At 53.5% G+C, this 24,679-nt stretch carries 25 protein-coding genes; 15 read left to right on the forward strand and 10 right to left on the reverse strand.

Annotated features, from left to right (window positions below):
• The first annotated feature begins 120 nt into the window (after positions 1–120).
• Together ACZ5EH_RS00775 and ACZ5EH_RS00780 are read left to right on the forward strand one after the other, a co-directional pair.
• The gene (locus ACZ5EH_RS00775; protein WP_464276238.1) at positions 121–423 is read left to right on the forward strand and encodes an MTH1187 family thiamine-binding protein; all 303 of its coding nucleotides are present in this window, start codon (positions 121–123) and stop codon (positions 421–423) included.
• Positions 424–558: 135 nt separating this feature from the next.
• On the forward strand, positions 559–1,062 hold the full coding sequence (locus ACZ5EH_RS00780; protein WP_464276239.1) for a hypothetical protein: 504 nt from the start codon (positions 559–561) through the stop codon (positions 1,060–1,062).
• A 22-nt stretch (positions 1,063–1,084) separates the two neighbouring features.
• Here the strand turns inward: ACZ5EH_RS00780 and ACZ5EH_RS00785 are convergent, their stop codons facing one another.
• From ACZ5EH_RS00785 to tsaA, 5 genes are read right to left on the reverse strand one after another with little or no spacing between them, the layout of a single operon-like run.
• Positions 1,085–1,750, reverse strand: coding sequence for a molybdate ABC transporter permease subunit (locus ACZ5EH_RS00785; RefSeq protein ID WP_464276240.1), 666 nt, complete (start codon positions 1,748–1,750; stop codon positions 1,085–1,087).
• A gap of 9 nt (positions 1,751–1,759) precedes the next feature.
• Positions 1,760–2,551, reverse strand: coding sequence for a molybdate ABC transporter substrate-binding protein (gene modA / locus ACZ5EH_RS00790; protein ID WP_464276241.1), 792 nt, complete (start codon positions 2,549–2,551; stop codon positions 1,760–1,762).
• Entirely contained in the window at positions 2,532–3,284 is a 753-nt protein-coding gene (locus ACZ5EH_RS00795) for an ATP-binding cassette domain-containing protein (RefSeq protein WP_464276242.1), read from the reverse strand. The genes modA (ACZ5EH_RS00790) and ACZ5EH_RS00795 overlap by 20 nt, the downstream gene beginning before the upstream one ends.
• Positions 3,284–3,991 (reverse strand): alpha/beta fold hydrolase, encoded by a 708-nt coding sequence (locus tag ACZ5EH_RS00800; protein ID WP_464276243.1) that lies wholly within the window; start codon positions 3,989–3,991, stop codon positions 3,284–3,286. The genes ACZ5EH_RS00795 and ACZ5EH_RS00800 overlap by 1 nt, the downstream gene beginning before the upstream one ends.
• A gap of 1 nt (position 3,992) precedes the next feature.
• The gene (tsaA, locus tag ACZ5EH_RS00805) at positions 3,993–4,499 is read right to left on the reverse strand and encodes a tRNA (N6-threonylcarbamoyladenosine(37)-N6)-methyltransferase TrmO (RefSeq protein WP_464276244.1); all 507 of its coding nucleotides are present in this window, start codon (positions 4,497–4,499) and stop codon (positions 3,993–3,995) included.
• 379 nt (positions 4,500–4,878) lie between these two features.
• On the opposite strand from tsaA, the gene ACZ5EH_RS00810 reads away from it, so the two are divergent.
• The 4 genes from ACZ5EH_RS00810 to ACZ5EH_RS00825 are packed head-to-tail and all read left to right on the forward strand — an operon-like array spanning position 4,879 to position 8,286.
• Positions 4,879–6,045, forward strand: a complete 1,167-nt coding sequence (locus ACZ5EH_RS00810; RefSeq protein WP_464276245.1) for a TOBE domain-containing protein — start codon at positions 4,879–4,881, stop codon at positions 6,043–6,045.
• A gap of 9 nt (positions 6,046–6,054) precedes the next feature.
• Entirely contained in the window at positions 6,055–6,744 is a 690-nt protein-coding gene (gene modB, locus ACZ5EH_RS00815; protein WP_464276246.1) for a molybdate ABC transporter permease subunit, read from the forward strand.
• Between the two features lie 22 nt (positions 6,745–6,766).
• Positions 6,767–7,528, forward strand: coding sequence for a molybdate ABC transporter substrate-binding protein (modA, locus tag ACZ5EH_RS00820; protein ID WP_464276247.1), 762 nt, complete (start codon positions 6,767–6,769; stop codon positions 7,526–7,528).
• A 14-nt stretch (positions 7,529–7,542) separates the two neighbouring features.
• Complete coding sequence (locus tag ACZ5EH_RS00825) at positions 7,543–8,286, forward strand: ATP-binding cassette domain-containing protein (protein WP_464276248.1); 744 nt, start codon at positions 7,543–7,545, stop codon at positions 8,284–8,286.
• Positions 8,287–8,358: 72 nt separating this feature from the next.
• Here ACZ5EH_RS00825 and ACZ5EH_RS00830 read toward each other — a convergent pair whose 3' ends face one another.
• From ACZ5EH_RS00830 to ACZ5EH_RS00845, 4 genes are all read right to left on the reverse strand, one after another.
• Positions 8,359–8,733 carry a hypothetical protein gene (locus tag ACZ5EH_RS00830; protein ID WP_464276249.1) on the reverse strand — a complete coding sequence of 125 codons (375 nt, stop codon included), beginning with the start codon at positions 8,731–8,733 and terminating at the stop codon, positions 8,359–8,361.
• Between the two features lie 23 nt (positions 8,734–8,756).
• Entirely contained in the window at positions 8,757–9,419 is a 663-nt protein-coding gene (locus tag ACZ5EH_RS00835; protein WP_464276250.1) for a hypothetical protein, read from the reverse strand.
• Positions 9,416–9,985 carry a hypothetical protein gene (locus ACZ5EH_RS00840; protein WP_464276251.1) on the reverse strand — a complete coding sequence of 190 codons (570 nt, stop codon included), beginning with the start codon at positions 9,983–9,985 and terminating at the stop codon, positions 9,416–9,418. The genes ACZ5EH_RS00835 and ACZ5EH_RS00840 overlap by 4 nt, the downstream gene beginning before the upstream one ends.
• Positions 9,986–10,157: 172 nt before the next feature.
• Positions 10,158–12,515 carry an LPS-assembly protein LptD gene (locus ACZ5EH_RS00845; protein ID WP_464276252.1) on the reverse strand — a complete coding sequence of 786 codons (2,358 nt, stop codon included), beginning with the start codon at positions 12,513–12,515 and terminating at the stop codon, positions 10,158–10,160.
• A 209-nt stretch (positions 12,516–12,724) separates the two neighbouring features.
• Between ACZ5EH_RS00845 and alr the strand changes: the two genes are divergently transcribed.
• A complete protein-coding gene (gene alr / locus ACZ5EH_RS00850; RefSeq protein ID WP_464276253.1) occupies positions 12,725–13,855 on the forward strand; it encodes an alanine racemase in 1,131 nt (376 codons plus the stop codon).
• A gap of 40 nt (positions 13,856–13,895) precedes the next feature.
• Here alr and ACZ5EH_RS00855 read toward each other — a convergent pair whose 3' ends face one another.
• On the reverse strand, positions 13,896–14,978 hold the full coding sequence (locus ACZ5EH_RS00855) for a TraB/GumN family protein (RefSeq protein ID WP_464276254.1): 1,083 nt from the start codon (positions 14,976–14,978) through the stop codon (positions 13,896–13,898).
• A gap of 243 nt (positions 14,979–15,221) precedes the next feature.
• Between ACZ5EH_RS00855 and ACZ5EH_RS00860 the strand changes: the two genes are divergently transcribed.
• The 8 genes from ACZ5EH_RS00860 to ACZ5EH_RS00895 all read left to right on the forward strand — a co-directional run bounded on the left by ACZ5EH_RS00860 (position 15,222) and on the right by ACZ5EH_RS00895 (position 24,674).
• Positions 15,222–16,052, forward strand: coding sequence for a hypothetical protein (locus ACZ5EH_RS00860; protein ID WP_464276255.1), 831 nt, complete (start codon positions 15,222–15,224; stop codon positions 16,050–16,052).
• A 42-nt stretch (positions 16,053–16,094) separates the two neighbouring features.
• Positions 16,095–17,660: an ABC1 kinase family protein gene (locus tag ACZ5EH_RS00865; RefSeq protein WP_464276256.1), complete on the forward strand. Its 1,566-nt coding sequence runs from the start codon at positions 16,095–16,097 to the stop codon at positions 17,658–17,660.
• A 46-nt stretch (positions 17,661–17,706) separates the two neighbouring features.
• On the forward strand, positions 17,707–18,159 hold the full coding sequence (locus tag ACZ5EH_RS00870) for a response regulator (RefSeq protein WP_464276257.1): 453 nt from the start codon (positions 17,707–17,709) through the stop codon (positions 18,157–18,159).
• Complete coding sequence (locus ACZ5EH_RS00875) at positions 18,117–20,219, forward strand: PAS domain S-box protein (RefSeq protein ID WP_464276258.1); 2,103 nt, start codon at positions 18,117–18,119, stop codon at positions 20,217–20,219. Before ACZ5EH_RS00870 ends, ACZ5EH_RS00875 begins: the two co-directional genes overlap by 43 nt.
• 80 nt (positions 20,220–20,299) lie before the next feature.
• On the forward strand, positions 20,300–20,935 hold the full coding sequence (locus tag ACZ5EH_RS00880; protein ID WP_464276259.1) for a response regulator: 636 nt from the start codon (positions 20,300–20,302) through the stop codon (positions 20,933–20,935).
• Positions 20,936–22,014: 1,079 nt separating this feature from the next.
• Positions 22,015–22,602, forward strand: a complete 588-nt coding sequence (locus ACZ5EH_RS00885; protein WP_464276260.1) for a type VI secretion lipoprotein TssJ — start codon at positions 22,015–22,017, stop codon at positions 22,600–22,602.
• Positions 22,599–23,993: a type VI secretion system baseplate subunit TssK gene (tssK, locus tag ACZ5EH_RS00890; RefSeq protein ID WP_464276261.1), complete on the forward strand. Its 1,395-nt coding sequence runs from the start codon at positions 22,599–22,601 to the stop codon at positions 23,991–23,993. The genes ACZ5EH_RS00885 and tssK overlap by 4 nt, the downstream gene beginning before the upstream one ends.
• Before the next feature lie 6 nt (positions 23,994–23,999).
• On the forward strand, positions 24,000–24,674 hold the full coding sequence (locus tag ACZ5EH_RS00895; protein WP_464276262.1) for a DotU family type IV/VI secretion system protein: 675 nt from the start codon (positions 24,000–24,002) through the stop codon (positions 24,672–24,674).
• The last annotated feature ends 5 nt before the right edge of the window (positions 24,675–24,679 follow it).

Here is a 24,679-nt window from a genome sequence, read left to right on the forward strand (position 1 = left end):
GTCTGCGGACCGCATGCTTCCCGTCTTTTTTACACCCTCTGGACCGAACGCCCCCCTGGTGATAATCGTGGAAACGGGGATTTCCCCAATAGAAACACAATTACCGCCAGGAGGCATTCCATGAGCGTGATCGTCGAATTTTCCATCTTTCCCCTGGGCGCTGGAGAAAGCGTCAGCGGAGAAGTCGCCAAAGCAGTGGACCTTATCCGCAAATCGGGCCTGCCCTATAAATTCGGCCCCATGAGCACCAGCATCGAAGGTGAATGGAGCGAAGTAATGGACGTGGTCACTCGCTGCCACGACCTGCTCCGCGAAGACAACAACCGCGTGCTGCTCTACATACGAGCCGATTCCCGCGATGGCGGCAACCGCATGCAGCAGAAGATGTCCGCAGTCAAGAACGCCATTGGAGAGGACGTTTAGTGTGATGACGGCGCATTCGCGCCGAGTCTGACTATGCCCGTCCAGCGCCGCATCTATCGACTTTTTGAGAACGCGACATTAACCAGATCATCTGTGTTCTTTCGCATGCGCCCTATACTTGAGGAGGCCAGCACCGTGAATCGCCCATTTTTTTCCATAAGCACGCCCTACATCATAAAATTTGCCGTTTGCTTCTGGTTTGCAGCGATCCTGTGCGTTGCGCCTCAGGGCGCATGCGCCACAGAAGAAAGCCCCGTGGAAATGGTCCGGGACATATACGCCCATTTTATGGAAGATCAGGAAGACATGCCTTCCGACCTCGACATGATTTACCCCATAGCGGATTTCGAACTGCGCGGCCTGATTGATAAGGAAATGGCCTGCTGGGATGCCGGGGACGGTATATGCGGGTATGAGTTCAGTGTCATTGTTGATGGGCAGGACTATGAGCTGAGCGACCTGAACATCCAGGAAACATCCCGGACCGACACCACCCTAGAAGTCACCGCATCTTTCAAAAATTTCAACGAACCCAAAAAAATACTCTACCTTTTCAAGCAGGTGGAAGGCGCATGGCGGCTGGCAGATATACAGTCCCAAGGTGAGTACTCCTGGTCCCTGGTCAAGATTCTTCAGTAGGCGCTGGTGTTGTCTGTGCTTTCTAATCCCGCGAAAGCCAGTGCATGCCGCCAAGAATACCAAGTGATGTCGCGCCCAGGAGCCCTGCGAGTATGGCTGCTCTGCGAAATTCACCGGTAAAGACCGAATTGTAGATCTCAAGAGAAATGGTGTTTGTGCGGCCAACGATATTGCCGCCGAGCATGAGCGTTACACCTACCTCACCCAGGGTTCTGGCCAGGGCCAAAAAAACACCGGCGGCAATGCTGCGTTTTATTGAAGGGAGTGTCACCCGGAAAAAGGTAGTGGCCGGGGATTTTCCCAACACTTCAGACACTTCCATCAACCGAAGTGTATCCTGACTAACGGCGGCCTGTATGGTTTTGACGGCCAGGGGCAGCCCTGCGATGAATGCAGCCAGCAGCACACCCCAGAAACTGAATATTATCTCCACTCCCAGAAGACTTTTCAGATATTTCCCCAGGATGCCAGCGCGCCCAAGAATGAGCAGCAGCAGAAAGCCTGTTGCTATTGGTGGAAAGATGAGTGGCAACGAGACCACGAAATCCAGCATTATGGTAAGCGGCGTGCGCCAGCGCCCCAGTATGTAGCCGAGCCCCACGCCGCAGACGAGGAACAACGGCAGCGTGGACGCGGCCACCTTGGCCGAGAGCAGTACCGGACCGACAATGGCCGCATCCACAAGCATGACGTTGAATTACAGCCCGTGGCGGGTTGCGATTTCCCGGGCCTTTTCGGAGGCGAGAAAGGTGGTGAAGGCGTCAAGCTGTTCTGTATTGGGCGCAGTGTTAAGGGCGGCGGCAATGATGACGATGGGCGAGTAGTACTTTTGATCCACCATGAACATGCCCCCTATTTTATCCTTTATGGCCAGGGCGTCTGTCAGGTTGATGAATCCCATATCGACTTCCTTGCTGAGCACGTAGGAAGAAACCTGAGGCACCGTGGCGACGATGAAAAGCTTATCTTTCACCTTGTCCATGAGGCCGGCATTACGCAGATACGCATCACCGGCGCGGCCGTATATGGCCTTTTTGGGGTCAGGCATGGCAACCCGGGTCACGTCGTCACGCTGCACATCTTCAGGAGATGTAATACGCAGCCCCTTGGCATAGATAGCCACAAGTTTGCCTCGCCCTATTTCATGTTTTGTAACGATTGGCAGGTCTGCGCCATCCAGATAACGTTGATCGCCGATGACACAATCCACCAAGCCGCTATTTTTGGCCTTGGCAACGGTCTGCCCCATGTTGCCGAATATCTGCTCCACTTCGATGCCGCTCTCCGCGGTAAACGCCTTGCCCAGTTCGGCCACCATTTTCTTGTAGCCTGCCCCCGCCGCAATGGTGAGCTTGCCACCGGCCCAGGCAGTGCCAAGAGGCTGTGTAAGCAGGCAAAATAACAATAGTGCGATAGTCAGAGCGGCAAGTTTGAAGCTGTTGTAAAGGGCCCGCGACAAGCAGACCGAGCTACATATATTCCTTGGCATATTCCTCACTCCTTTCATATTCGATGCGGGTCTTGGGTTTGATTGGCTGGCTGCTGCGGGCAAGCAATTGCTGCTCATGCCGCAGCAGTTGCAGTTGCCGCTCAAGCCATTCCGGGGCAGCTCTACCCTTTACTACTGGCAGTATCTTGTCCCCCAGAAACAGTGCTTCATTAAGGTCATGGGTGACATGCACCATGCAAAGGGGCGTTTCTTGTTGCATCTTTTGCAAAACATGACGCAGTTCCAGGCGGGTCTCCAGGTCCAAAGCGGAAAAAGGCTCATCCAGCAGCAGCAATTGCGGTTTGCGCGCCAGCGCTTGGCACAGCGCCCCCCTTTGTCTTTCGCCACCAGAAATACGATTGGGGCGCATATCTTTAAGGTGAGCAATACCGAATGCTTTAAGCAGGCGTGTCGGCATGCTCTCATTCTGGGCAGCATACAGCACGTTCTGCCAAAGGGTCATGTGCGGGAAGAGACTGTAGTCTTGAAACACCAACCCGGCGGAGCGCTTTCTTGGAGGAAGAAAAACGCCTTTTGCACTATCCTGCCAAACATCCCGCCCCATACAAATACGTCCTGAATCTGGGCGCTCCAAACCGGCAAGGAGACGCAGCATCGTGGTCTTGCCTGAGCCCGAAGGCCCCACGATGCAGAGCGTCTTGCCTTTTTGGCATGCCAGTTCCAGCTCCAGGCGGAAATGCCCCAGTTGCTTGTGGAGCACGGCGGAAAGCATCAGGTGTTTCCGCCCTTGGCGGCTGCAACAAGCAGCCCTGCCAATTCTATAGGGTGCGTTGTCATAGGGCTGTGGGCCGACGCCAACGATGCAACTGGCCACCCCAGGCTGCGCGCTTTGGTCTCCATCTCGCGTATGACTTTATTTGCGGTGTTGCTGCAGCCGATGAAGGATGCCGGAACAACGCCCGTATCGAAGTCGTCCGGAAAAGGTGTGGTAAAGGCTGCTTCTGGAAATTCCCGTAGCCGCGGGCCAAACCATTCCGCCTTTTCTTTCGGCACGCCAAAAACCTGCAACGGCCAGGGTTTGATCTTCCATCCATCAACGCGATTGCTGTCCAGCATGTGGCGGAAGGCTTCCCCCGACATATCCGCAAAGGAGCGCCCCTGTTCAGGAATGATGGAATCCACAAATACCAGCCGCTTTACCATACTGGATGAGCGCATTGCCGCGGCGGCCGCCACCATACCTGAATAGCTGTGCGCCACCATGACAACGTCCTGTAAATCATGAAAAAACAGGTAGTTCGTAACGTCCTGAATGTAATTGGTAAGCCCTATGCCCTTTTTGAAGCCATTGGAAAGATAACCGCATCCGGAAAGTGTAGGCGCATGCGTCTGATGCCCTTGCTGTGCAAGCTCAGTGCTCACGTATTTCCAGACCCACCCTCCCTGGAAGGCGCCATGCACAAATAAAAACGTCTCCATGTTAATCCTCCGTCATTTCAGCAACAACGCAAGCGAACCTGGCGTCGCTGTGGTAGTGCCTCGCATTATGGGATTTGCCTTCAAACCAGCCCACACGCTCTGCAGGCCAAATATCAAAGTCAGGCACATAGGGTTTGATATCGACGACGGGCGTGCCATCCAAAACATCCACATTATCCAGCAACAGCATGTTGTCGGCCACACCAGCCAGACGCATTACGGAAAGACCCAGGGGATTTGGTCTCTTGGGAGAGCGGGTGGCGAAGATGCCATGCTGCTTTGTATCGAGAAAAGGGGTGACGAGCAGATCATGCCCGCAAATCTCATGCAGATGGTAAAGCACTATAAGGTATGAAAACCCTTCTATATCAGTGAGTCCTGCACAATATTCTGGCAATACGGAGATGGCGCCGCGTACGCCTCTGGCTCCAGAAGGTTGGATAGGCATGCCCTGCACATCCTTATGTGGCGTGAGGAAAAAGCCAATCGGCGTATAGTTGATGGTCATTGTAGACTCCTCCTGCTTTCAGGGTTGTATAATGCACGACCAATGGAACAAAGCATGGACCGTGCCGACTGCAGCAATCCTTGGAAGCAGGCCATTTTCCTTTTCCTAATCGCAACACAAACACAACTTTTGCTACAATTTGGAACATTCCTTAATACACTAATGTATTTTTTTGCAACTAAATATTAAATGACACCAATTTGAATTTTTACGTGCCAATAAAAACCAAATCTATACATACTACAACAAGCTTCTCACACGATTTATAACCAAAAAATGTCAATACATAAATTACATGTCACTCTTTTTTTACTTTTCGTGTCAAAAGAAACGTCTTTACACCTTTCAATCATTGTGCATAATAATCCACGAAATCATCATGAAACACACAAACAGTAACATCTCCAATATCCGCCGCCTTAGTGACGGCCAGCTATACGACCTGAGAGAACAGGTCGAAGCAGAGCTTACCCACAGGGGCGCTCACGCTGCACATGCCGCATCATTGCCCCCTGCCTGCAGAATGTTCACTGTTTCAGAAGGGGTGCGTAGGCTTGATAAGACGCAAATAGACGCCTTGACGGCCGCCTTTGACGCCTGGACCGAAGCGGCGCGAGACCACCGCACCAGACGCTCGCGCGAGCGGGTGCGCATCGTCTATCTGGTGCTACGCTACACGGGGGCGCGTTTGGGCGAGGTGTTGTCCCTCGATGAGGAACGCGACATTGATTTCGCATCAGGCACTGTTCGTATTCCTGCAGCGACAGATAATGCGGAAGAAGGCGTTCGGGAGTTGCCCTTGCCGGAAATAGTGTTGGAATACATCCGTATGTGGAGGGCACGCCCTAAAGATGAACGCCGGGAGCGACTTTTTGATCTGGATCAGGGCTTTTTGCGGCGCAAATTCTATGAACAAGAAGAGCGTTGCGGTTTATCCCGGGAGCTTCTGAACCCAAGAGTATTGCGTAATTCACGGGCTGTGGAACTGCTGCAAGGGGGCATGCCCATGCGGGCTGTTCAAGCGCTTCTGGGGCACAGTAAAATGGATTTTACATCTTCATACGTCACCCTTGCGGACAACGATCTCAAACACATCATTCAATTTCACTGTAAAAAGGAATTCGGTATGGAAACAAGCGCTCGCAATACATTCACCGGAAAAGTCATACGGGTGGAATCCACCCCCGTTTTATCGGAAGTCACGCTCAAGACAGATGCAGGGTATGAAATAACCGCCATCATCACCAACCAGAGCAGGGAAAAGATCGGGTTGGAAGTCGGCATGTCCGCCTCCGCATTGGTCAAGGCCACCTGGGTAATCCTCGAAAAGGGCAAGGTCCCTGCAGACAGCAGCGCACGGAACGCCTTTCCGGGCAAGGTGACGCGCCTGGCCTCGGACGGCGTGGTTGTCGATGTCCAGGGGCAACTCTCCGACGGAACGCATGTCTGCGCCCTGCTCACGGCCAACAGCATGGAAAAACTGGATATCAAAGAAGGTGATGATTTCGTATTCATGTTCAAGGCCATGTCCGTCATCATCAGCTAAGCAGGCGTCATGTCAGCAGCCATTTTCGATTTCAACAGCGCCGCCTTTATCCAGCCCCTTTTTCTGACCCTGAAGGTCGCAGGGCTGGCAACCTTTGCAGCGCTGCTTCTTGGCGTAGGCACAGCCTACGCGCTGACGCGGCCGCGTTTTCCATGCAAGGACCTTTGCGACGCCATCTGCACCCTGCCCATGGTCATGCCCCCCACTGTTCTGGGCTATTATCTGCTTGTGCTCATCGGTCGCCGGGGCATTCTCGGGCAGTGGCTGCAGGAGACCTTTGACATCACCCTCATGTTTACCTGGCAGGGCGCTGTCATTGCGGCTGCTGTCGTGGCTTTTCCCCTTGTGTTCAAGTCTGCGCGCGCTGCACTGGAGGGCGTGGGCAAACAGTATGAAGACGCAGCCCGGACTCTTGGAAAGGGCGAGCTGGCAGTTTTCCTCCGCGTGTCGCTGCCTCTGGCATTCAGGGGCGTGCTTGCCGGCACAATGCTGGCTTTTGCAAGGGCTCTTGGCGAATTCGGCGCCACGCTCATGGTGGCGGGCAATCTGCCCGGCAAAACACAAACCCTTTCTCTTGCAGTATATTCAGCGGTTCAGGCCGGGAATGACGCTCTGGCCAACACCCTGGTGCTTATCATCAGTATTGTATGCGTCATCATTCTGATGACAACAAGCAGACTCCTCAAACCTCAATTCTGACCCCTCTTCAAGGAGCAAAAAAATGAAACGCTTCATTCTCGTCGCCTGCCTCGTATGCGCCCTTGCTGTATTCTCTCTGTCCCCGGCGGCCCAGGCCGAAGAACTCATCGTCTCTGCGGCCGCCAGCCTGACCGACGCCTTCAACGACATCGAGCCTGCTTTCGAAAAAGCCAATCCAGGTGTGGATGTGGTGCTCAACTACGCGGCATCCGGCGCGCTTTACAGGCAGATAGAACAAGGCGCTCCCGTAGAGGTATTCGCCTCCGCCAACCCCAAATGGATGGCCAAGGCAGTAGAGGGCGGTTTCGCCAACAAAGATGATGTGGTTGTTTTCGCGCACAACTCGCTGGTGCTTGCCACCCCTGCCGATAACCCAGCCGGCGTCAGCAGCCTGGAAGATCTGACCAAAGACACGGTGGAGAAAATCGGCATAGGCACGCCGGAAACCGTACCCGCCGGACAGTACGCCAAGTCTGCCCTGGTAGCCGCCAAAATGTTCGCCCCTTTGCAACCCAAGATGATCTTTGCCGAATCCGTACGCCAGGTGTTGGATTATCTTTCCAGAGGAGAGGTGGATTGCGGCTTTGTGTACCGCACTGACGCCGTAAAGGGTGGCGAGAAGGTCAAGATCATTGCTGAAATCCCCCTGGAAAAACCCGTAACCTACCCCATTTCCGTACTGAAGAATGCAAAGTCCGGCGCGTTGGCCCAAAAGTTTGTCGACTTTGTCCGTAGCGATGCCGGTGTAGCGCTCCTCGAAGCCAGAGGCTTCAAGCGCCCCTAACTATAAGGTTGCAAATGAAGTTCGAACTCTCGATCGAAAAACGGATGAAAAGCGGGGGAGAAGAATTTCTCCTCCGCTCCCAGTTTTCCACAACGGAACAGGCGTTGGTGCTCTTCGGTCCTTCCGGCTCCGGCAAGACGCTGACGCTCAGGGCCATTGCCGGCATGCTGCGTCCGGATGCAGGGTACATCCGCGTCAATGGCGACGTGATTTTTGATTCTGCGGCAGGCATCGACCTGCCTTCAAGGTCTCGCGGCGTAGGCTATGTATTCCAGGATTATGCGCTTTTCCCGCATCTGAATGTGGAGCAGAACGTCAGCTTTGGCCTTGCATCCCTTTTTGGCAGAATCTCCAATCGGGACAGGCGCAGGGTTCAGGAGCTCATTCACATCTTTGGGTTGGATAAGGTCGCAGGATTAAAGCCTGCCCTGCTTTCCGGAGGGCAGCAGCAACGTACTGCCCTGGCCAGAGCGCTCGCGACCTCTCCCCGCATGCTGCTGCTGGACGAACCCTTCAGCGCGCTGGATCAACCGTTGCGGCTACGCATGCGCCAGGAGTTGAGCCGGGTGCTGGAAACCTTCGACATCCCCATGATCATGGTGACGCATGATTCAGACGAAGTGGAATCCCTGGCCGAGGCGGTTGTTGTTTATCGCCACGGGAGTGTTGCCAGCATTCATAACGCCCAAGAAATTGCCCATTCCGGAAGCACTCTCACCGAGACAATCCGACGAGAAGTCGCCCTGGCTTACGAATAGCGGGCGTCATGCTTTTATGACGACCAGGCAGCCGTGGCCCGTAGAGACCGCGACTGCCTGGTTATTATGCGCTTACAAGGCGAGGATGCTCATGCCCATCACGCTGCCGAGCACGAGAATCAAGATAAAAAGCACGATCCACTGCATGACCCAAAGCAAGAGAGCCTTGCCCCAGCCAATCTGGTAGATTTTTCGCAGCACCCAGAGCGTGACAGCAAGGCTGATGAGCATGCCCAGGAGCGTGCCGGCCAGAGGAACAATCGAAAACACCAGAGACACGAGGACGGAAACAATTGCGTTTGCAATAACGGCACGTACAGCCTTGCCAAAGGTTGCACCCTCCACACCGGATAATTTTGCGGCAAGATGCACGAACAAGGCGCTGACCAAAAGCCCGGCCAACAGCACGAGAATCCCTAAAATCAGCATACCACCAGCCACTTCCATCGCTCACCTCGATACAATTTGTTTTACATATTGCAAGCTTTCGGGGCCCGCTCGTCGTAGCGTTTTACGTATACGAACATCGCCAGCCCAACACCGGCCAAAATACTGATGAACGCGCAAAACAAAAGGGGCAGCAACAAGGTCACCGCATCCAGGATTTCCCCAAAAGGCCAGCCAGACTCCACTACAAGCAAAAAAAGCTCCCGTGCTTCGGGACTGCGCTTAGGGCCGGGCTCTCCCACCAGGACATACTCACCCGCAGAATGCGCCGTGAACAAACCAATGCAGACCCAGCGGGAAGTCCCCATGGTCACGGTGCTGTTCATTTTTGGTGTCCGCAGGGGAACGGTTTTCCCGGTGGGATCTTCCAGACGCAGGCTCACGCCGCTTTCTGGACCTGTAGGGGAGATGGCCATGCGCCCTTCCGACTGGGAATAGGATGAGGCGTTTTCAAAGGTGTCGCCAAGGTACATTGCATACTCTCCAGGTGCTTCCAGGGTGAAGGCCTGGCGCCCCGGTGCATACAGATGCTGGCCATGGGATTGCATCTCCTCATAGAAATGAATGGCCTTGGGCACGGCAAACGCCGCAAGAACAAGGGGCACCCCCAGATAAAGGGCTGCTGCAAGCCAATAGAGCCATTTACCCGGAACACGCTTATAGGGCGCCGTCCTCAATGTTTTCATTGCGACATTTCCTTGAGTTTGCCGACCGGCAATTGCAGTGCCAATTCTTCCAGTTCCTCGATTTTCAGATCTCTATACCCCATGAGCAAAACGCGAACATCCGCAGTGGCGTCTGTAGCCAGCATAGGTTGTTCTCCTTTTTGCGCGTACCATTTTCGTCCCTCCAATTCCACTGTTTGCGGCAAGGAACTGCGCCCCACCATGAGCATTTCCCGGGCGGTACGGGGCAAACCGAACTGGCTCATCCTTTGGTTATCTATGTACGAAAGGTACAGGATTTTATTTTTTTTACCATAACGCGCCACAAAACTCCCTTCATCAGGATGGAACTCGCTGAATATGGACAGCCTGCGCCAGCCGGGAAGCTTTATCGAGCCAAACCAGTCACGCACCTGCTGTCCGTCGATCTTGGGCATACCCTTATGCACCGCGCGCACCGAACCTCGCGCCTTGGTCTCAGTCTGCCCGGGGCGAGGGGGTATTGTGGTCGTCTCATCCTTTTTCATGCAGGCGGGCGCCACAAGAAGCAGCGCGCCTACTACAAGAGGCAACAATTTCTTGAACATGTAAAAAATATTCCTCCGAATATCATGGCTTGAAAACACGTGAAACCGCGCAGTACTGCATTACGCAGTACAAACCAATGGGGATGCGCCGTCTTTAATACATGAAAAAACGCAGAAAACGGACGCTCCAGATTTATTGTAGCGCCGATAAGATGCTGAAACAAGTAGGCAGTTAGAAGAAACTGATGCCCGTGAGGTTGATCCAGGCTTCAACACGGTCCTCAATGGGCGTGGTGGTACCTTTGACCTCCACATCAAAGCACTGGTGCTTGTAGCCGACGGCAAGTGAAGTTTCGAGGTTTTCTTCCCGAAGCAGATCGGTCTTCCAGCCTGCGCCAACGGTCAAGCCCCCGAAAAGCGAGAGGTCCAGCCCCAGATCGATGACGTCCATCTCAGGCCGGTTCTGGCGCTTGTATTCGTTGATGCCTTCCATGAAATCAAGGCCAAAGGAGGTGCTGACCCAGTTGGGAACTTCAAGTATCAGCGTATGGGAATGCTCAGTAAAGCCCAAGGTATAGGGGGAGAACCAGGATTTGCTGTTCAGGCTCACCCAGGAATCAAGCTGCAGGGTGAGGTCCGCCAACACGTCGGTAAAGGGGCGCCGCTCATACACATCGCTCATGTGGTTGCGCTCGGCTTCCACAATGTCATACCCTTGCCCGATATCCAGGCGAAAAATATCCAGATAGTCAACGCTCAACCCGGGAACGGGATCGTTTTCCCCTTCGGTGCGCATGATAACTTCTTCGCGCTTGCGCGTCAGAACGTTGGTCAAAGAGTAGGAAATCATGTTGCGCTCTTCGACGCGGTCCTCGAAGTCGAAATAGGGGTTATCGTTCTGATCCAGATCAGGCACATAGTTGTAGCTGACACGCGGCTGCACGCTGTGCTTCATCGCGGTCCAGTGCCCTTCGCCGAGATTGTCCAGGCTCACATCCATGGGGCCCACCCCGAAGTCGAAGATGCGATAGACATCGGATTGCGCCGTGACATCGACATCGACATAGCTGCGACTGGTGTTTTCCGTATCCCCTTCCGGCGCTCCGGGCGTGGCTTCATGCCTGTCCACGGAGTAGAAGGTTTCACGAAATCCTACCGTGGGGATGATGGAGCCGTATTTTGATTCCAAAGGCACGCTCAATTTGGGGTGAAAGTCTATGCGCGTTCCCGTGGAGCCGATGTTGCGCCGGAAGTTGGTGGCGACCAGGTCTGCCTGCACCTCTATGGGCAGATTTTCGAGACCGGGTATGGTATCCTTATAAAGATAGCCGGAAATTTCGGGTAATTTCTGCAACTGGGGCGCATATTCCAGGGAGCGGTTGCCGTGCCCGTATTCAACGGGCTGCGTGTACTGCAGCATTCCGGAAAGCAGCCCCCGGTCCCAGCCGCGGGATAAGAGCAGCGTGCTCACCCTGTCCTGGTCGATTTCGTTCAGCGACCGTCGAAATTCTTCTTCCATGACATCACGGCTGTGATCGTAGCCGGAAAGCCCGCTCTCGAATTCGCGCAGGTAGTTCTGGTCGGAAACAAAATCCAGGTCCAGTTTGACGTCTATGTCTGCAACGGGAATGTTGCCATTGAACATGGAGCGCAGCCAGAACCGATCGTGGTTGGTGCGCACCAAACCATCATCTTCTAGGGCGGAAGGCTCGTCGCCTTCTTTCTCGTGGATGACAGCATCGTACAGGTAATCGAAACGCCAGTAGCCCTTGCCCTGGAGAAAATCCCAGTTGTGGCGGTACTCAACCCCCTGCATGAACCCGCGGGAAGTCATCAGGTTCTCATACAGGGTGATATCGTTCTCTTCATTAAGGACAAGGTAGATCGGCAGGTTAATCTGCGCGCCAAGACGGTTGCTGTACCCCACGCCGGGCATGAGCAGACCGGTGTGGCGTTTGGCCGTACTCATGGAAAAGTACGGCGTATACATCACAGGCACGTCTTTGACGTTGAAGCGGGCATTCTTGAGGTTGGCCATGCCGTCAACAGTAACGGTGCCTTCGTCGGCCTCAAAAGACCAGGCAGGCACGTCGCCATCGCAGGCAGTGACCTTGGCTTCCTTGAATTCGTAGGTCTCCCCGAACTTCTTTTCCACGTAGGAGCCTTTGAAGTACATGTGCGGGTCTGCCAGAAAAATTCGCCCGTTCTTGAGCCAGCCCACATGCTTGGTGAGATCGAATTCGGCTTCCTCGGCTTCCAGTTCGTCACCGCCCAAACCAGCGCGAACATTACCCCTCAGAAATACCCAGTGGGTTTCACGATGGTAGCGGGCGAAATCCGCCTTGAGATAGTTGACGCCCTGGCGCAGCACAACGTCGCCCGAGGCTTCGAGAATGGCGCCGTCTTCAAGACTCACAGCCTTGTCGGCCTCAATATCCCAAACAGCGTCTTCTTCCAGCTCGGGCAAGACGTTAACCAATTCGTCAGCCGTTGCAGAACACGGCGAAAAAAACGCAAAAACAAACAGCGCCAAAAGAGCGGTGGAGAGGAGTCGGAGGCTGAATATGCCTGGCAACTGGATGCGGGTCATGCCTTTTTGTTTCCTGGATCGAGGGTCTCGCCCGGACCTCATTTCGCACATCCGGACCGGGATTGCCATGCTAACGAACACGGCTCGATTTTGGATGAACTAACACACTATGCAGCTGCAAAACAAGAGGCTTTATTACATGAAAAAATTCTGTTAATTCAATTTCCTATCACCTGTTTTAAATTTGCTGTCCCAAAGGCTGAAAAACAATGAGTATTCCCTACAACTTGATACGTGTTTCCATCGATTCCGACGCTCTTAAACACAACTGGCAGATGATGCACGGCAAAGGTGGCAACGCCATGGCCGTGGTCAAGGCCGACGCATACGGCCATGGCCTGCTCCATGTTGCACGCGTGCTGGATGACGCTGGATGTCGACGCATGGCGGTCGGCACGGTGCAGGAAGCAGTCTACCTGCGTGAAAACGGTTTTACAGGGCAAATTGTCGCGCTTCTGGGCGCCCTGGATGACACTGATTGCGAAGCCGTGACCCGCCACGACATCATCCCTTTCTGCGGGTCCGAAGCACAACTTGAACACCTGGAAAAGGTCCGTCGCACCTTTACCCCGGACGAACGACTCCCCCTGGCGCTAAAGTTCGACACCGGCATGCGACGCCTGGGATTCAACAAGGGGCAGATTCATAAGCTCCTCCAGTACCTTGAAAAACATCCAGGCCTGCAGGTGGTCATGGCAGCTTCACACCTGGCCACTGCAGATATGCCCGAACAAGAGGATTTCGTCCTCCAGCAGGGGCGGGACTTTGCGGAAATTTGCAATGCCCTGGCCCCACTCGCCCCTTTTGACAGCTGCCTGGCCAACTCGGCCGCGATCATGGCCTACCCAGCGCTGCATCTGGATTTACAGCGCCCAGGCGTCGCGCTGTATGGCGGCAATCCCTTTTACGGCACTGCCTGGGAGGAAAAGGGGCACGGCCTCAAGCAGGTCATGCATGTTGAGGCTCCCGTTTTGCAGGTTCGTGAGTTGGCGCCAGGGGAAAGCATAAGCTACGGGCGCACCTGGGTGGCGGATAAGCCAACACGGGTGGCCATAGTGGCGACAGGTTACGCAGATGCTTACAGCCGCGGGCTTTCCAGCGGTAAGGACACCCAATCCGCCATGCTGCTGCACGGCAAGCGCGTGCCTATCGTCGGACGCGTCTGCATGCAAATGACTGCGGTAAATATTGAAAATGCCCCCCATACCAAGGCCGGAGATACCGTCACCTTATTAGGAGGGCGCGGCAAGGAAGCCATCAGCCCGGATGAACTCGCCAGCTGGTGGGGTACCATTTCCTACGAGGTAATGTGCCTGCTGGGGCAGAATCCACGCAAATAATGCTCTCGGGAGCGCGCCGCGAACAAGCGGCGCGTTCTTCCTACTCAGCCCCTATCTGCACCACATCGTACCCCCGCTGTTCCAACAGCCGGGGAATCCCCATACTGCCGACCATGTGCCCCGCCCCGGCTATGACGAAATGCGGCGTGCCGCTTTTGAGGTACTGCTCCACCTTTGCGGCCATGGCCTTGTTGCGCTCGTCAAAAAGAAGCCTGCCAAATTCCCTGAATTCCGGGTTGCGGCTGATTTCTCCCAGTATCAGATCAGCCATGCCCTTGGCGTCCCCCTTTTTCCAGTGGCGATTGATGTTGGGAATGACTTCCGCAGTGCGGTCCAGTTCCTTTATCGAGTAGCTAAGAAATTCGTCCTCGCGCCCTTCAGAGGCAGAAGCGAGAAGGCGCAAGGTCGCGCCCATATCTTCAAGTTCCTTAACCTTCTTGCCTCGGGCCTTGGCCTTGCGCAAAAAATAGCGGTCAATGCCGCTGTTCATGTCGTACCCCAGCATCATGAATTGCTGATTCTGGAGCTGCAGCGCCAGAAGCCAGGGCTTCATCTGCAGAAACAACGGATTCCAGAACCCTTTTTCCCGCAGCAGGGCAATGGTTTGTGGGGAAATGTGCTTGTCCAGGGTATCCCCCTGTTCATACATGCCAAGCTTGAGTGTCAGCGCCTGAAGCTGTCCCTGCTTGCCTTCCACATCGCTTTCTACGGCAATGACGGGGCACTGCTCATAAGCAGCCTCGATGCGCGGGTCCAACGGGTAGGTGCCAGCCTGGACAAAGTGCATGGAGCCGAGCAGATAGACGAAATTGGTAGCAGTCGAGACTTTCCACATGAAAACGGGTCCATGGCCTGCCGGTAGTGTTGCCTGGGCTGGCGCGCTTGTTTTATCTGTCGGGGGCGCTTCCCCCTGCTGCATTTTCGGTTTGGCTGCCTGCACGGGTTTGTCCGAGAAGTGCATGACGCCCTGCTCGTCCACCCAGCTGTGCATCCCGGCAAAGGACCGGCGCGCTCCCTCCCCTGGCAGGCAGAACAAAAACGCAAACAACAGAAGCGCAAGGAAGAACATTGCCCCCCATCCGCGGCGCTCTCTTTTCTCAGAGCCACAGCTCGATCCTTTCATGTAACACATACTTTCCTCCACTTGCCATGCACGGTAGCCCAGATGGATGATACCGTAAAGCCGCCAGTAAGAAATGACTGGGACTTCTGCAACGTGTCCTTTTGTAAAACCTTAAAGAGTCTCTGTTCCATCTTGTCGACAAGGTAAAAAACACCTATTGTAATGGTAAGGGATTCTCCAAAGTTTTCTCCCGGCTCCTTCTCGTATTTTCGCGTAAAACCTTTGAAGGTTAGGGGCACTGAAATGCTACTGCGCATCGCGTTCTTCATCCTGGCCCTTGTGGTCTATGCTGCGCCAGCCTACTGCGCAAAGGAGATTTATGTCTGGCGCGATTCGCAGGGTATTTTGCACATGCAAAATACAAAGCCCGAGCATCTTGAAGAGCACGAAACCAGGATGGAGCAACGGCAGCGCTTTATGGATCAGAACCCCGATGCGGCCGAACAGAATTTTATGCTGGAGCAGGAACGCAAATCTCAGGCGCCGGGCGGGGGCACTTACGCCGACCAGGAATCCCAGCCTAAAGACATCCCTCAGTTGCCACCGCAAGAGCCTTCTCCACTCGAACCGGAAGATCCCTCCCCTTCCCAATTGCTGAAAGAGATGCTGCGGGGCATTTTCAGCGGCCTCACGGAATCTCCCTCTGATGCAGCGCAAGAGCAGGGTACTGCTTTCGAGCCAACCCCCAAGATGATTTTGCTGGGCCTGCTTCCGCCGTTGCTGCTCGCATTTTTTATTTATGTTTGCATCACCTACATACTTTACAGACTGGGGCAAAAATTCGGTGTGGGATCCTTTGGTGAATTCCTCATTCCACTCTATAATGTCTACCTGCTCTGCCGTTGCGCAGGGTTGGCGGGCCCCTACATGGTGCTGCTGCTCATTCCCTTCATTCAAATCGCCGCAACGTTCATACTCTGGGGAAAAATAGCGGGACGCCTAGGCAAAAACCCGTTCATCTGGGGCGCGATATGCACCTTGTTCTTTATCCCCATTATCTTTTTGGCCCTGGATGATTCACGCCCCTGGGATTATAAACCCTCGCCTCCCAAACCCCAGGCCCCGAACTGGTAAGATAAATCCCCTTATCCAGGGGCGCCCGAGGCTTCTTTTCCCATGCACTTTTCCTTTACCCCCGGTTATTACGCACCACGTCGTTTGTGGTTGGCTTTTCGTTTTCTGCACACTGTATTTTGCACCCTCCGGCGGCGCAGCCGCTTCCTTTTGCTGCGCCCCCTTGATCCTGAAGGCCTGCAGGCCGCCATCCTTGAACTTGGTGTCAGCTTCATCAAAATGGCCCAGGTACTGGCGACCCGTGCCGACTTCTTCAACGAAGCCTACCTGTCCCGGTTACGAAGTATTCATGACGAAGTGGCCCCCATGGATGCAAAGGACCTGGACGCCATGTATCAAAAGGCTTTTGGCGCAACACCTCCATTCAGCTTTTTTGAGCGCACCCCCATTGCCAGCGCCTCCATCGGCCAGGTGCACCGGGCCGTATTGCATGATGGACGCATGGTGGTTGCTAAAATCCGTCGTCGAAACATAACCCCAAGAGTTCTGGCAGACATCCGCATTATCCGCTCATTCTTGCGGGTGCTGCGCCCCTTGTTTAGTAATTACACCCGAAATTCCCTGGATGCGGTCATTGCCGAATTCAATACGATGATCCTCAAGGAAGTGGACCTCTGGCAGGAACTGGAGCATCTGCGCCAATTCAGGGAGCGCTATGCCGGCAGCGGTGTGCGTTTTCCGGAACCGCACCCCGAATACTGCAGCCCGGACGCACTGGTCATGGACTTTGAAGAAGGCGTGCGCATCGACGATAAGGAAGCCCTTGCCGGCATGGGGCTGGACTTTTCCGCTCTCATGGAAAAGCTGGTGCTTTTTTATACGGAACAAATGCTGGTGAAAGGATACTTTCATTGTGACCCGCATCCCGGCAACCTTTTGGTGCGCCAGGACGGTGGTCTGGTGCTGCTGGATTTCGGCATGGTCAAGCGTCTTTCCAAGCGCACCAGGGTCGCCATGATAGAAATGGTGAAGGCCGCCCACGAGCAGGACTTCGAGCTGTTCATCATGGCCTGCAAACGGTTGGGGGTGGTGGCCCACAATGCGCCAGAAGACCAGATGCTGGATTTTGCGGAAAGAATGTTCGCCATCTTCGGCGACGAGCACCTGAGCGCGGCCAGCATGCAGGCTCTTGCATTCCAAGTGCTAGATTCCATGAAACATCTCCCCTTCAAGCTACCGCAAGAAGTCGTCTATGTAATGCGCGCCTCCTCGCTTATCGAGGGGCTGGGCACAAGCTTTATTGAAAATTTCAATGGCGTGAAGGATATCCTGCCCATTTTGAAGAACAATCTGCCCCGTGCACTGGATGCGGAAGCAGGCTTGTTCCCTACCGTCACAGGCGAAATCAAGGACTTGCCCTTAACGGCGAGAAAGGCCAAAACGATTTTGAATGACCTGAGCGAGCACAATCTACACGTTAAACTCGCCCAGGAAACCATGGAATTGCTTGAAGACCGTTTGCGCCAGATGTTTCGCCCCATCATCATGGGGGGAGTGCTCATGATAACGGGTTTTTTTCTGCTGCAATGGGATGGCGAAGTCATGCAATGGCTTGCCGTGGCTGCTTTCGCAGCGGGGGCCTTACGCGTCTTTTGGTCTCTGAAGTAAATTCCTGCAAGGCCAGGTACGACGTTTGTACACATTTGGTGGCGCCATGAACAAAATTCTTATCGTAGACGACGAAACCAGTATACGCGATACCTTCAGCATATTTCTTCAACGTGTAGGGCACACCGTGCATGAGGCCAGGACCGTAGCCGAGGCCGAAAAAATCCTCAGCAGCGGCGAATTCGACGTAGTCATCAGCGACATCATCCTGCCCGGCGACTCCGGCACCAGCCTGCTGGACAAGGTCCGGGAACTACACGCCCGTTGCCCTGTTATCATGATCACCGGGCAACCCACCATCGACAACGCCGCAGAATCCCTCCGGCAGGGGGCTTTCGATTACCTAGTCAAGCCTGTCCGTAAAAACGACCTTCTGCACGTGTTTCCCGAGCGCTTGAGCACAAATCACTGCTCGATGGCAAACACATCCTGGAGCAGGAAAACACCCGCTACCGATTGCACCTGGAAGAACTCGTACGAGAGCGGACCAAACAACTGAGCCTGGCAAACGCCCGCCTGCGTTCCGAAGTAAAAGAACGGCAGCAGGCGGAACAAGAATTGCGCAAAAATCAGGAACGCCTGGCAATGGCCATGGATATAAGCGGGGCTGCAGAATTCGAAATATATCCGCAGCAAAATATCTCCATCACGAGCGATCGCTTCAACGAACTCAACGATGTGCATTTTTTCAATGATATTCCATATTCCGAGGCGCTTAATGAATGGTCACAGCGCATTCCGGAACAGGATAAGCTCAAGTGCATTGAACAATCGGACAAGATTCTGCGTGGTGACATAGAGCTTTTGGATGTCACGTTCTCCTACACGCGCCCGGACGGCAAATCCATGTACCAGCGCCAGCTTGCGCGGGCTGTGGAGCACGATGAAGAAGGCAAGGCCACCCGCATCGTCGGCGTCGCCATGGATGTCACATCCCAATTGCGGGCACGGCAACTCATGGAGCTGCAACGCGACCTTGGCATTGCCCTGAATACGGCCACCACCCTGCAACAAGCCGCTGCAATAACGCTTGATGCGCTCGCACCATATCAAGGACTCGACATTTTTGTTGTCTACGCCGTCAATGACGAAGAACATACGCTTCAGGTCATGAGCAGCAGAGGAGTTGACGACAAGCTACTTGAAAAAATGGACAATTTTGACGGTTCCTCGCCACAGTACAAAATGTTGCGCCAAGGGATTCCCTTTTATAGCAGGCACAATGAACTCAGCGCTCTGATGGTGGATGACACACGCTCGTTACAGCTCCAGGCAGTTGCCGTTATCCCAATGATATTCGAAAAAAATGTTGTTGGAGCAATCTATACGGGCTCGCGTAGCCTGGAACACATGCCCCAGGACATCCGCTACATACTGGAAGCCGTTTCTTCTCAAGCAGGGGGGGTTTTCGCCACGATCAAGGCCCAGGAAGCCCTGCGCGCCAGCGAAGCCAAATACCGCAACCTCATAGACACTATCCCCCACGGACTGATCGAGTTTGATCGTCAGGGGCGGATATTGTTTTGCAATCAGGTCATTGCCGACAGACACGGCATGGATGCCCTCGACATGATAGGCGATAATATCACTGAATATATCGCGCTCGAGAAAGATCGCGAACGATTCCGCAATTTTTTGCAGCGTATTCAGTACAAGCGCCCTCAACCGCAACCGTTTTTTTTCAGTTCGCAGCACATTGATGGCTTTATGATCGACCTCCAGGCAGACTGGAATTACAACCTTGATGAAGACGACAACCTGATCAGTTTCACCTCCGTGGTCACGGACATAACCGCCAGAAAAGTCGCTGAAGAAGCATTGCAAAAAGCCCGGGACGAGTTGGAGCTCCGCGTGGAGGAACGGACGCGGGAATTGCACTGGGCGAGTGAACAACTGCGACGCCTGGCCACCCGGCAGGGGGAGATCATCGAACAGGAGCGTAAGCGCATTGCCCGGGAAATTCACGACGAATTGGGGCAGAACCTCACCGCCCTCAATATGGGAATGTCCGTGCTCGGCAACATGGTAAACAAGGAAAACACGCAAGCCCTGACAAGGGTGGATGTGCTGCGATCAACCCTTGAACAGATGATAAACTCGGTGCAGCGTATCTGTCAGGAACTCAGGCCCATGCAACTGGACGATCTGGGATTGAGCGCCGCCATAGCCTGGCGCATCAACGATTTTCAGAAAACCACGGGACTGCGAACCATACTGACTCTTGAACCTGAAGAATTTGAAGCCGCTCCAGAAATCGCCACAGCCGTATACAGGCTGGTTCAAGAGGCGCTGACAAACGCTGCTCGCCATGCCCAGGCAGACACCGTATGGGTGGATATGGTCCAAATGGACCATCACATTCAGGTCACCATTAAGGATAACGGTAAAGGGATATCTCCAGCTGCCATGGATTCACCGAATTCCTTTGGGTTACTCGGCATGTACGAACGCCTGCATGCAGTGAACGGAACCCTGGACATCAAGGGAGAATCCGGTAAGGGCACGACCGTCACCGCATGCCTCCCTCTGAGTCAGCGGGCTGACGAAAATGTCTGTTGATAGACTCGGGAGTAAGAATTTCCCTACAAACTTGCCTTGGTATTGCGTGAAGGGTAGGTATTGTATCTGGAGATAATGCAATGCACCTCTTATTAGTAGATGATCATGCTGTCGTGCGTTCCGGCATTCGCGACATTGTCAACGTGTCTGGCACGCAGGCGTCATTTACCGAAGCCGCCACTGCCAAAGAGGCTATGGATATCGTTTTCGCCAATGAATTCGACATGGTGATCCTCGATATCAGCCTGCCAGATGAAAGCGGCCTGCGCCTGCTCTCCAAAATCCGTGAACAAAAACCTGATTTACCTGTACTCATCCTCTCCATGCACCCCGAAGAGGGGTACGCCATCAGGGCCCTGAAAGCCGGCGCCAACGGCTACCTCAACAAAGCCTCTGTGCCCTCGGAACTTTTGGGGGCAATCAAGAAGATTCTCAACGGGGGCACTTACGCCAGCGATTCCCTGGCAAACGGCCTGCTCAAAGGCATTGCCAGTGGCCGGGGGGCGAGAATGCCCCATGATTTGCTCTCCGAACGGGAGTGGCATGTGCTGCGACTGTTGGCAAAAGGACACAAACTAACCAACATTGCAGAAGAAATGAATGTTCACCCCAAGACTGTGAGCACCTACAAATCCAGGATCATGAAAAAACTGGACATTGACAATAATGCGCAGTTGATGCGCTATGCACTCAGCCTTGGACTCGCAGAATATTGACCCCCCTCCACTGAATCCTGCCTGCGACCTGTAAGGGCGTTAGCCTTCATGTCTGCCCTGAACCGGCACAAAACCCTACGCCCGTGTAGTAATAATACTGCATGCTGTAGGGGCAAACTTACATATTTGCTTTTGCATAAAAAATCTGATGCAAGTGAATTCTAATACACTTTTCTTTTGGGAGTTACTGATTTGTTCAGATATTTGGTAAATGCCTCCCATGTCTTCATGGAGACCACCCCCTCCCCCCGGTCTCCACAGCAGATGGCGAACGCACACTGATTCTTGTCACCTCAATGCCTAACCAGGGGGGCATTCCAATGGCCAGGGTTCCCCACCCTGGCCTTCCTTTTTCTGAATGTAAAAATCCATTTTTCCAAACGCCTGCACAACACGACAAACACCACGGCCTACAAGAAAAATGTCTACGCATAGAGACATATAACATGTAAGATCATTATTATCGCAAAATACGAAAACCTCTTCCAATTGAAGGTTTTATGCAAAGCCACAAAAAAACTTCAAGCTTCACCTGAAGAAAAATATTTTTGTCACCTGCCCTCCCAAGAGCACTGCACAACATTTGCTTTTCAACGTCACATGGCACCAAAAACGCAATTAACACTGTAAAAACACCCTGGACAAACTCTTTTCTACTCAAAATAGGGGACTGTTATACTGCAGTGCGGAGCTCTTACAATACCTGAATCTCTCCTCAGTCCGTTTACTCACACAATATTTTCCTGAAACAGAAGTTGCTGTCGAGCCGGACTGCTTTTATCTTACCATGTTCATACACAACGCTTCTCCGTAGGCTATTTTCATGAAAATATCGTTATTTTACAGAATCACTAAAAAAAATCATAAAATTCTCTTGACAAATCCTGGCACACTGGCACTAGTATTCACAGCAACATAATAATGCTATTATCCCGGCGTATAGCCAGAACAAATCATACGAGATGCCTATGCAGCCACCCCCCGGCCACCCGAAGGCGCCAAGGGTTGTCACGTTGCATCCCATGTGTTCAAGAGATGCAGGAGAAATTGCTCGTACGCATCGAGAGCAGTCCCTTCGCATGTCCAGAATATTGTTTTTGCTTGTGCTCCTCCCCAGTTTCATGGTCTGTTTGTCATTGTGTGGCTGCGGCGGTTCATCATCACCCGACCCACAGGATCCGTCTTCGGATTCTTCAACCCCCAGTTCCAAGCCCAAGTGGTCATATGCGGAAGGGGCGCTGCAACTGCGCATTCGTTCTGACAAGCAGTTGAATTTATATGATGAACTAGGACACACAGTCGTACTTTGCGTATATCAGCTCAGCGACCCCAATGGGTGGAACAAGCTGGTTAAGAATCAGAAGGGGCTGCTCAAGCTGTTGGAATGTGCTGATTTTGACAAGACTGCCGTCTATTATCAGCGGCTGATAGTACAGCCGAACGAAGATAAAATCGTGCCTTTGGACCGCGCGGAAAAGGCCCAGTACGTCGCAGTGGCAGCAGGCTATTACGACCTGGCGCCACAGCGTTCCACGCGGCTGTTTCAGATTCCGGTAATATCCAAGGATGTGGGTTTTTTTACCACTGACATTGTTCGGCACCCTGGCAAATTACTGGTGAACCTTTTCATGGGGCCCGCGGGCATCCAGCTTATCGGGAGCGAATGACGGTGCAACCCCAATCTCCTATCTACTGGCACCAAGGGCTATTTCTGCAACCACAGCATTTTCAGCGAGCAGAAGCCTTTAATGAATTTTCTCGCCAGCCTGTGCGCACTTATGGGCAACAATACTTTTGGGGTGTTGGCTCCTTGCGCATTAACGAACCAGGCTTCGGCAACAAGCTTTTCGAAATTCTTGAGGGTGATTTTCTCTTTCCGGACGGCATTTACGCTGTTTACCCGGGGAACTGCGTCTTGCAGTCGCGTTCTTTTGATGAAGCCTGGGTGGAAAGCGAAAAGCCTTTTACGGTTTATCTTGGCATTTTCAAGGAGAATCCGGACGGTAACAATGTAACCACGGTTGCCGACCTCAAGGATGCAGGGCAGCTGGTCACCCGTTACGCAGCAACGGAAGAACCCGAAAACATCACGGACTCACAGGGGGATGGCCCTGTGGCCCACGTCCGGCGGCTACGTTATGTGCTGCGCATTTTTTGGGAAAACGAAATCGACGAACTCGAAAACTACCATCTCATTCCCATTGCCAGACTGGAACGCGAAGGCGAAGACGTCAAGCTGGCGAAACAGTTCGTCCCCCCCTGCCTGAGTGTCCGCAGCTCCGACAAACTGTATTCCTTTATCAAAGAAATAAGAGATCTTATCGGCTCACGCTGCCGCCAGCTCGAAGCCTACAAAAGCCCCCGCGACATCCAGGGCATGGACCTTGAAATCCGCTACCTCATTTTTCTCCTGGCGCTGCGTTCCTTGAACCGATACGTCCCTGTCATGCAGCATTTCACAGAAGGCAGCCACCTGCACCCCTGGCAGGTGTATCTCACTTTGCGCCAGTTGGTGGGCGAACTTTCCACCTTTTCAGAAAGCATCAACGCCTTTGGGGAAACACGTGATGGCACCCAGGCGCTCCCCCCTTATGATCATGAAAATCTCTGGCTGTGCTACGCCACAGCCCGCAACCTGATAAACAGGCTTCTCGAGGGCATCATGATGGGGCCGGAGTTCCTGATCCGCCTTGAATATGACGGGGAGTACTACTCTGCCGAGTTGCCGGAGACCTTTTTCGAGACGGGCAACAATTACTGGCTGGTTCTGCGTACAAGCATGGAAGAAGGCCGGTTACTCGAATCCATGCAGCATGTGGTCAAGCTTTCCGCACAGCAAAACCTGACCACGCTTATTGCGCGCGCTGTGCCCGGCATTCCGCTGGACTACTCGCCTGAAACACCTGCAGGTCTGCCCCGCACCACAAACGCGAAATATTTCCGTATCGATAAAGATTGCCCCCAGTGGCGTGATGTGGAAAATAACCAGAACGTTTCACTTTACTGGGACACTGCGCCAAAAGATCTGATGGCCGAAATAGTGGTATTGCGGAGCTGATATCCGATGCGCTTGATCGACTGTTATATGGATGCCATAGGCTACACCTTGTACCTGTTACGCGGCAGCGAACAGGGAGGGCAAAGCTTTGACCGTGCGCGTGAGGATATTGAAGGCATCCTGAACAAGGCTGGAGAAGCGGCCAGAAGCGGCGGCTTTTCAACTGACGACACCATTGACGCCAAGTTCGCCATTTGCGCCTGGATTGATGAAAAAGTGCTTACCTCTTCCTGGGAAGGCATGCCAGAGTGGCGCAAGAACCAGCTCCAACGTGAATTTTTCAATACCAATAACGCCGGTGTGGAGTTTTTTGAACGGCTTGAGCGACTGGATGACAACCGTAAACCAGTGCTTGAAGTATACACGCTTTGTCTCAGCCTTGGCTTTCATGGTCGCTTTTTCAGAGAAGATGAACTGCCGGAACTGGAGAATATTCGCCAAAGCAACATAAAAAAGCTGCTGGGCGATCTGGCCGATGAAACAGACCTGGCTGGCATCAAGCTGTTCCCTGAAGCCTACCTTTCCGGGAAAAGCGCCAAAAGCAAAGCTATTTTCCGCCCTTTTGACTGGGTTTCGCTGCTGATACCCGTTGTGGCCGCAGCCATAGCTATAGAGCTGTTCCTGTTCTACAGAAACAGCCTGAACATTGACCTGCTCCAGTTTTTTGGGGCCATGAACTAGACATC

This window comes from Desulfovibrio biadhensis (assembly GCF_055388615.1).

Coding starts and splice junctions, on each gene's coding strand:
- ACZ5EH_RS00775 (WP_464276238.1), top strand. CDS start 121: ATGAGCGTGATCGTCGAATTTTCCATCTTTCCCCTGGGCGCTGGAGAA.
- ACZ5EH_RS00785 (WP_464276240.1), bottom strand. CDS start 1,750: ATGCTTGTGGATGCGGCCATTGTCGGTCCGGTACTGCTCTCGGCCAAG.
- modA (WP_464276241.1), bottom strand. CDS start 2,551: ATGCCAAGGAATATATGTAGCTCGGTCTGCTTGTCGCGGGCCCTTTAC.
- ACZ5EH_RS00795 (WP_464276242.1), bottom strand. CDS start 3,284: ATGCTTTCCGCCGTGCTCCACAAGCAACTGGGGCATTTCCGCCTGGAG.
- ACZ5EH_RS00800 (WP_464276243.1), bottom strand. CDS start 3,991: ATGGAGACGTTTTTATTTGTGCATGGCGCCTTCCAGGGAGGGTGGGTC.
- tsaA (WP_464276244.1), bottom strand. CDS start 4,499: ATGACCATCAACTATACGCCGATTGGCTTTTTCCTCACGCCACATAAG.
- ACZ5EH_RS00810 (WP_464276245.1), top strand. CDS start 4,879: ATGAAACACACAAACAGTAACATCTCCAATATCCGCCGCCTTAGTGAC.
- modB (WP_464276246.1), top strand. CDS start 6,055: ATGTCAGCAGCCATTTTCGATTTCAACAGCGCCGCCTTTATCCAGCCC.
- modA (WP_464276247.1), top strand. CDS start 6,767: ATGAAACGCTTCATTCTCGTCGCCTGCCTCGTATGCGCCCTTGCTGTA.
- ACZ5EH_RS00825 (WP_464276248.1), top strand. CDS start 7,543: ATGAAGTTCGAACTCTCGATCGAAAAACGGATGAAAAGCGGGGGAGAA.
- ACZ5EH_RS00830 (WP_464276249.1), bottom strand. CDS start 8,733: ATGGAAGTGGCTGGTGGTATGCTGATTTTAGGGATTCTCGTGCTGTTG.
- ACZ5EH_RS00835 (WP_464276250.1), bottom strand. CDS start 9,419: ATGAAAACATTGAGGACGGCGCCCTATAAGCGTGTTCCGGGTAAATGG.
- ACZ5EH_RS00840 (WP_464276251.1), bottom strand. CDS start 9,985: ATGTTCAAGAAATTGTTGCCTCTTGTAGTAGGCGCGCTGCTTCTTGTG.
- ACZ5EH_RS00845 (WP_464276252.1), bottom strand. CDS start 12,515: ATGACCCGCATCCAGTTGCCAGGCATATTCAGCCTCCGACTCCTCTCC.
- alr (WP_464276253.1), top strand. CDS start 12,725: ATGAGTATTCCCTACAACTTGATACGTGTTTCCATCGATTCCGACGCT.
- ACZ5EH_RS00855 (WP_464276254.1), bottom strand. CDS start 14,978: ATGAAAGGATCGAGCTGTGGCTCTGAGAAAAGAGAGCGCCGCGGATGG.
- ACZ5EH_RS00860 (WP_464276255.1), top strand. CDS start 15,222: ATGCTACTGCGCATCGCGTTCTTCATCCTGGCCCTTGTGGTCTATGCT.
- ACZ5EH_RS00865 (WP_464276256.1), top strand. CDS start 16,095: ATGCACTTTTCCTTTACCCCCGGTTATTACGCACCACGTCGTTTGTGG.
- ACZ5EH_RS00870 (WP_464276257.1), top strand. CDS start 17,707: ATGAACAAAATTCTTATCGTAGACGACGAAACCAGTATACGCGATACC.
- ACZ5EH_RS00880 (WP_464276259.1), top strand. CDS start 20,300: ATGCACCTCTTATTAGTAGATGATCATGCTGTCGTGCGTTCCGGCATT.
- ACZ5EH_RS00885 (WP_464276260.1), top strand. CDS start 22,015: ATGTCCAGAATATTGTTTTTGCTTGTGCTCCTCCCCAGTTTCATGGTC.
- tssK (WP_464276261.1), top strand. CDS start 22,599: ATGACGGTGCAACCCCAATCTCCTATCTACTGGCACCAAGGGCTATTT.
- ACZ5EH_RS00895 (WP_464276262.1), top strand. CDS start 24,000: ATGCGCTTGATCGACTGTTATATGGATGCCATAGGCTACACCTTGTAC.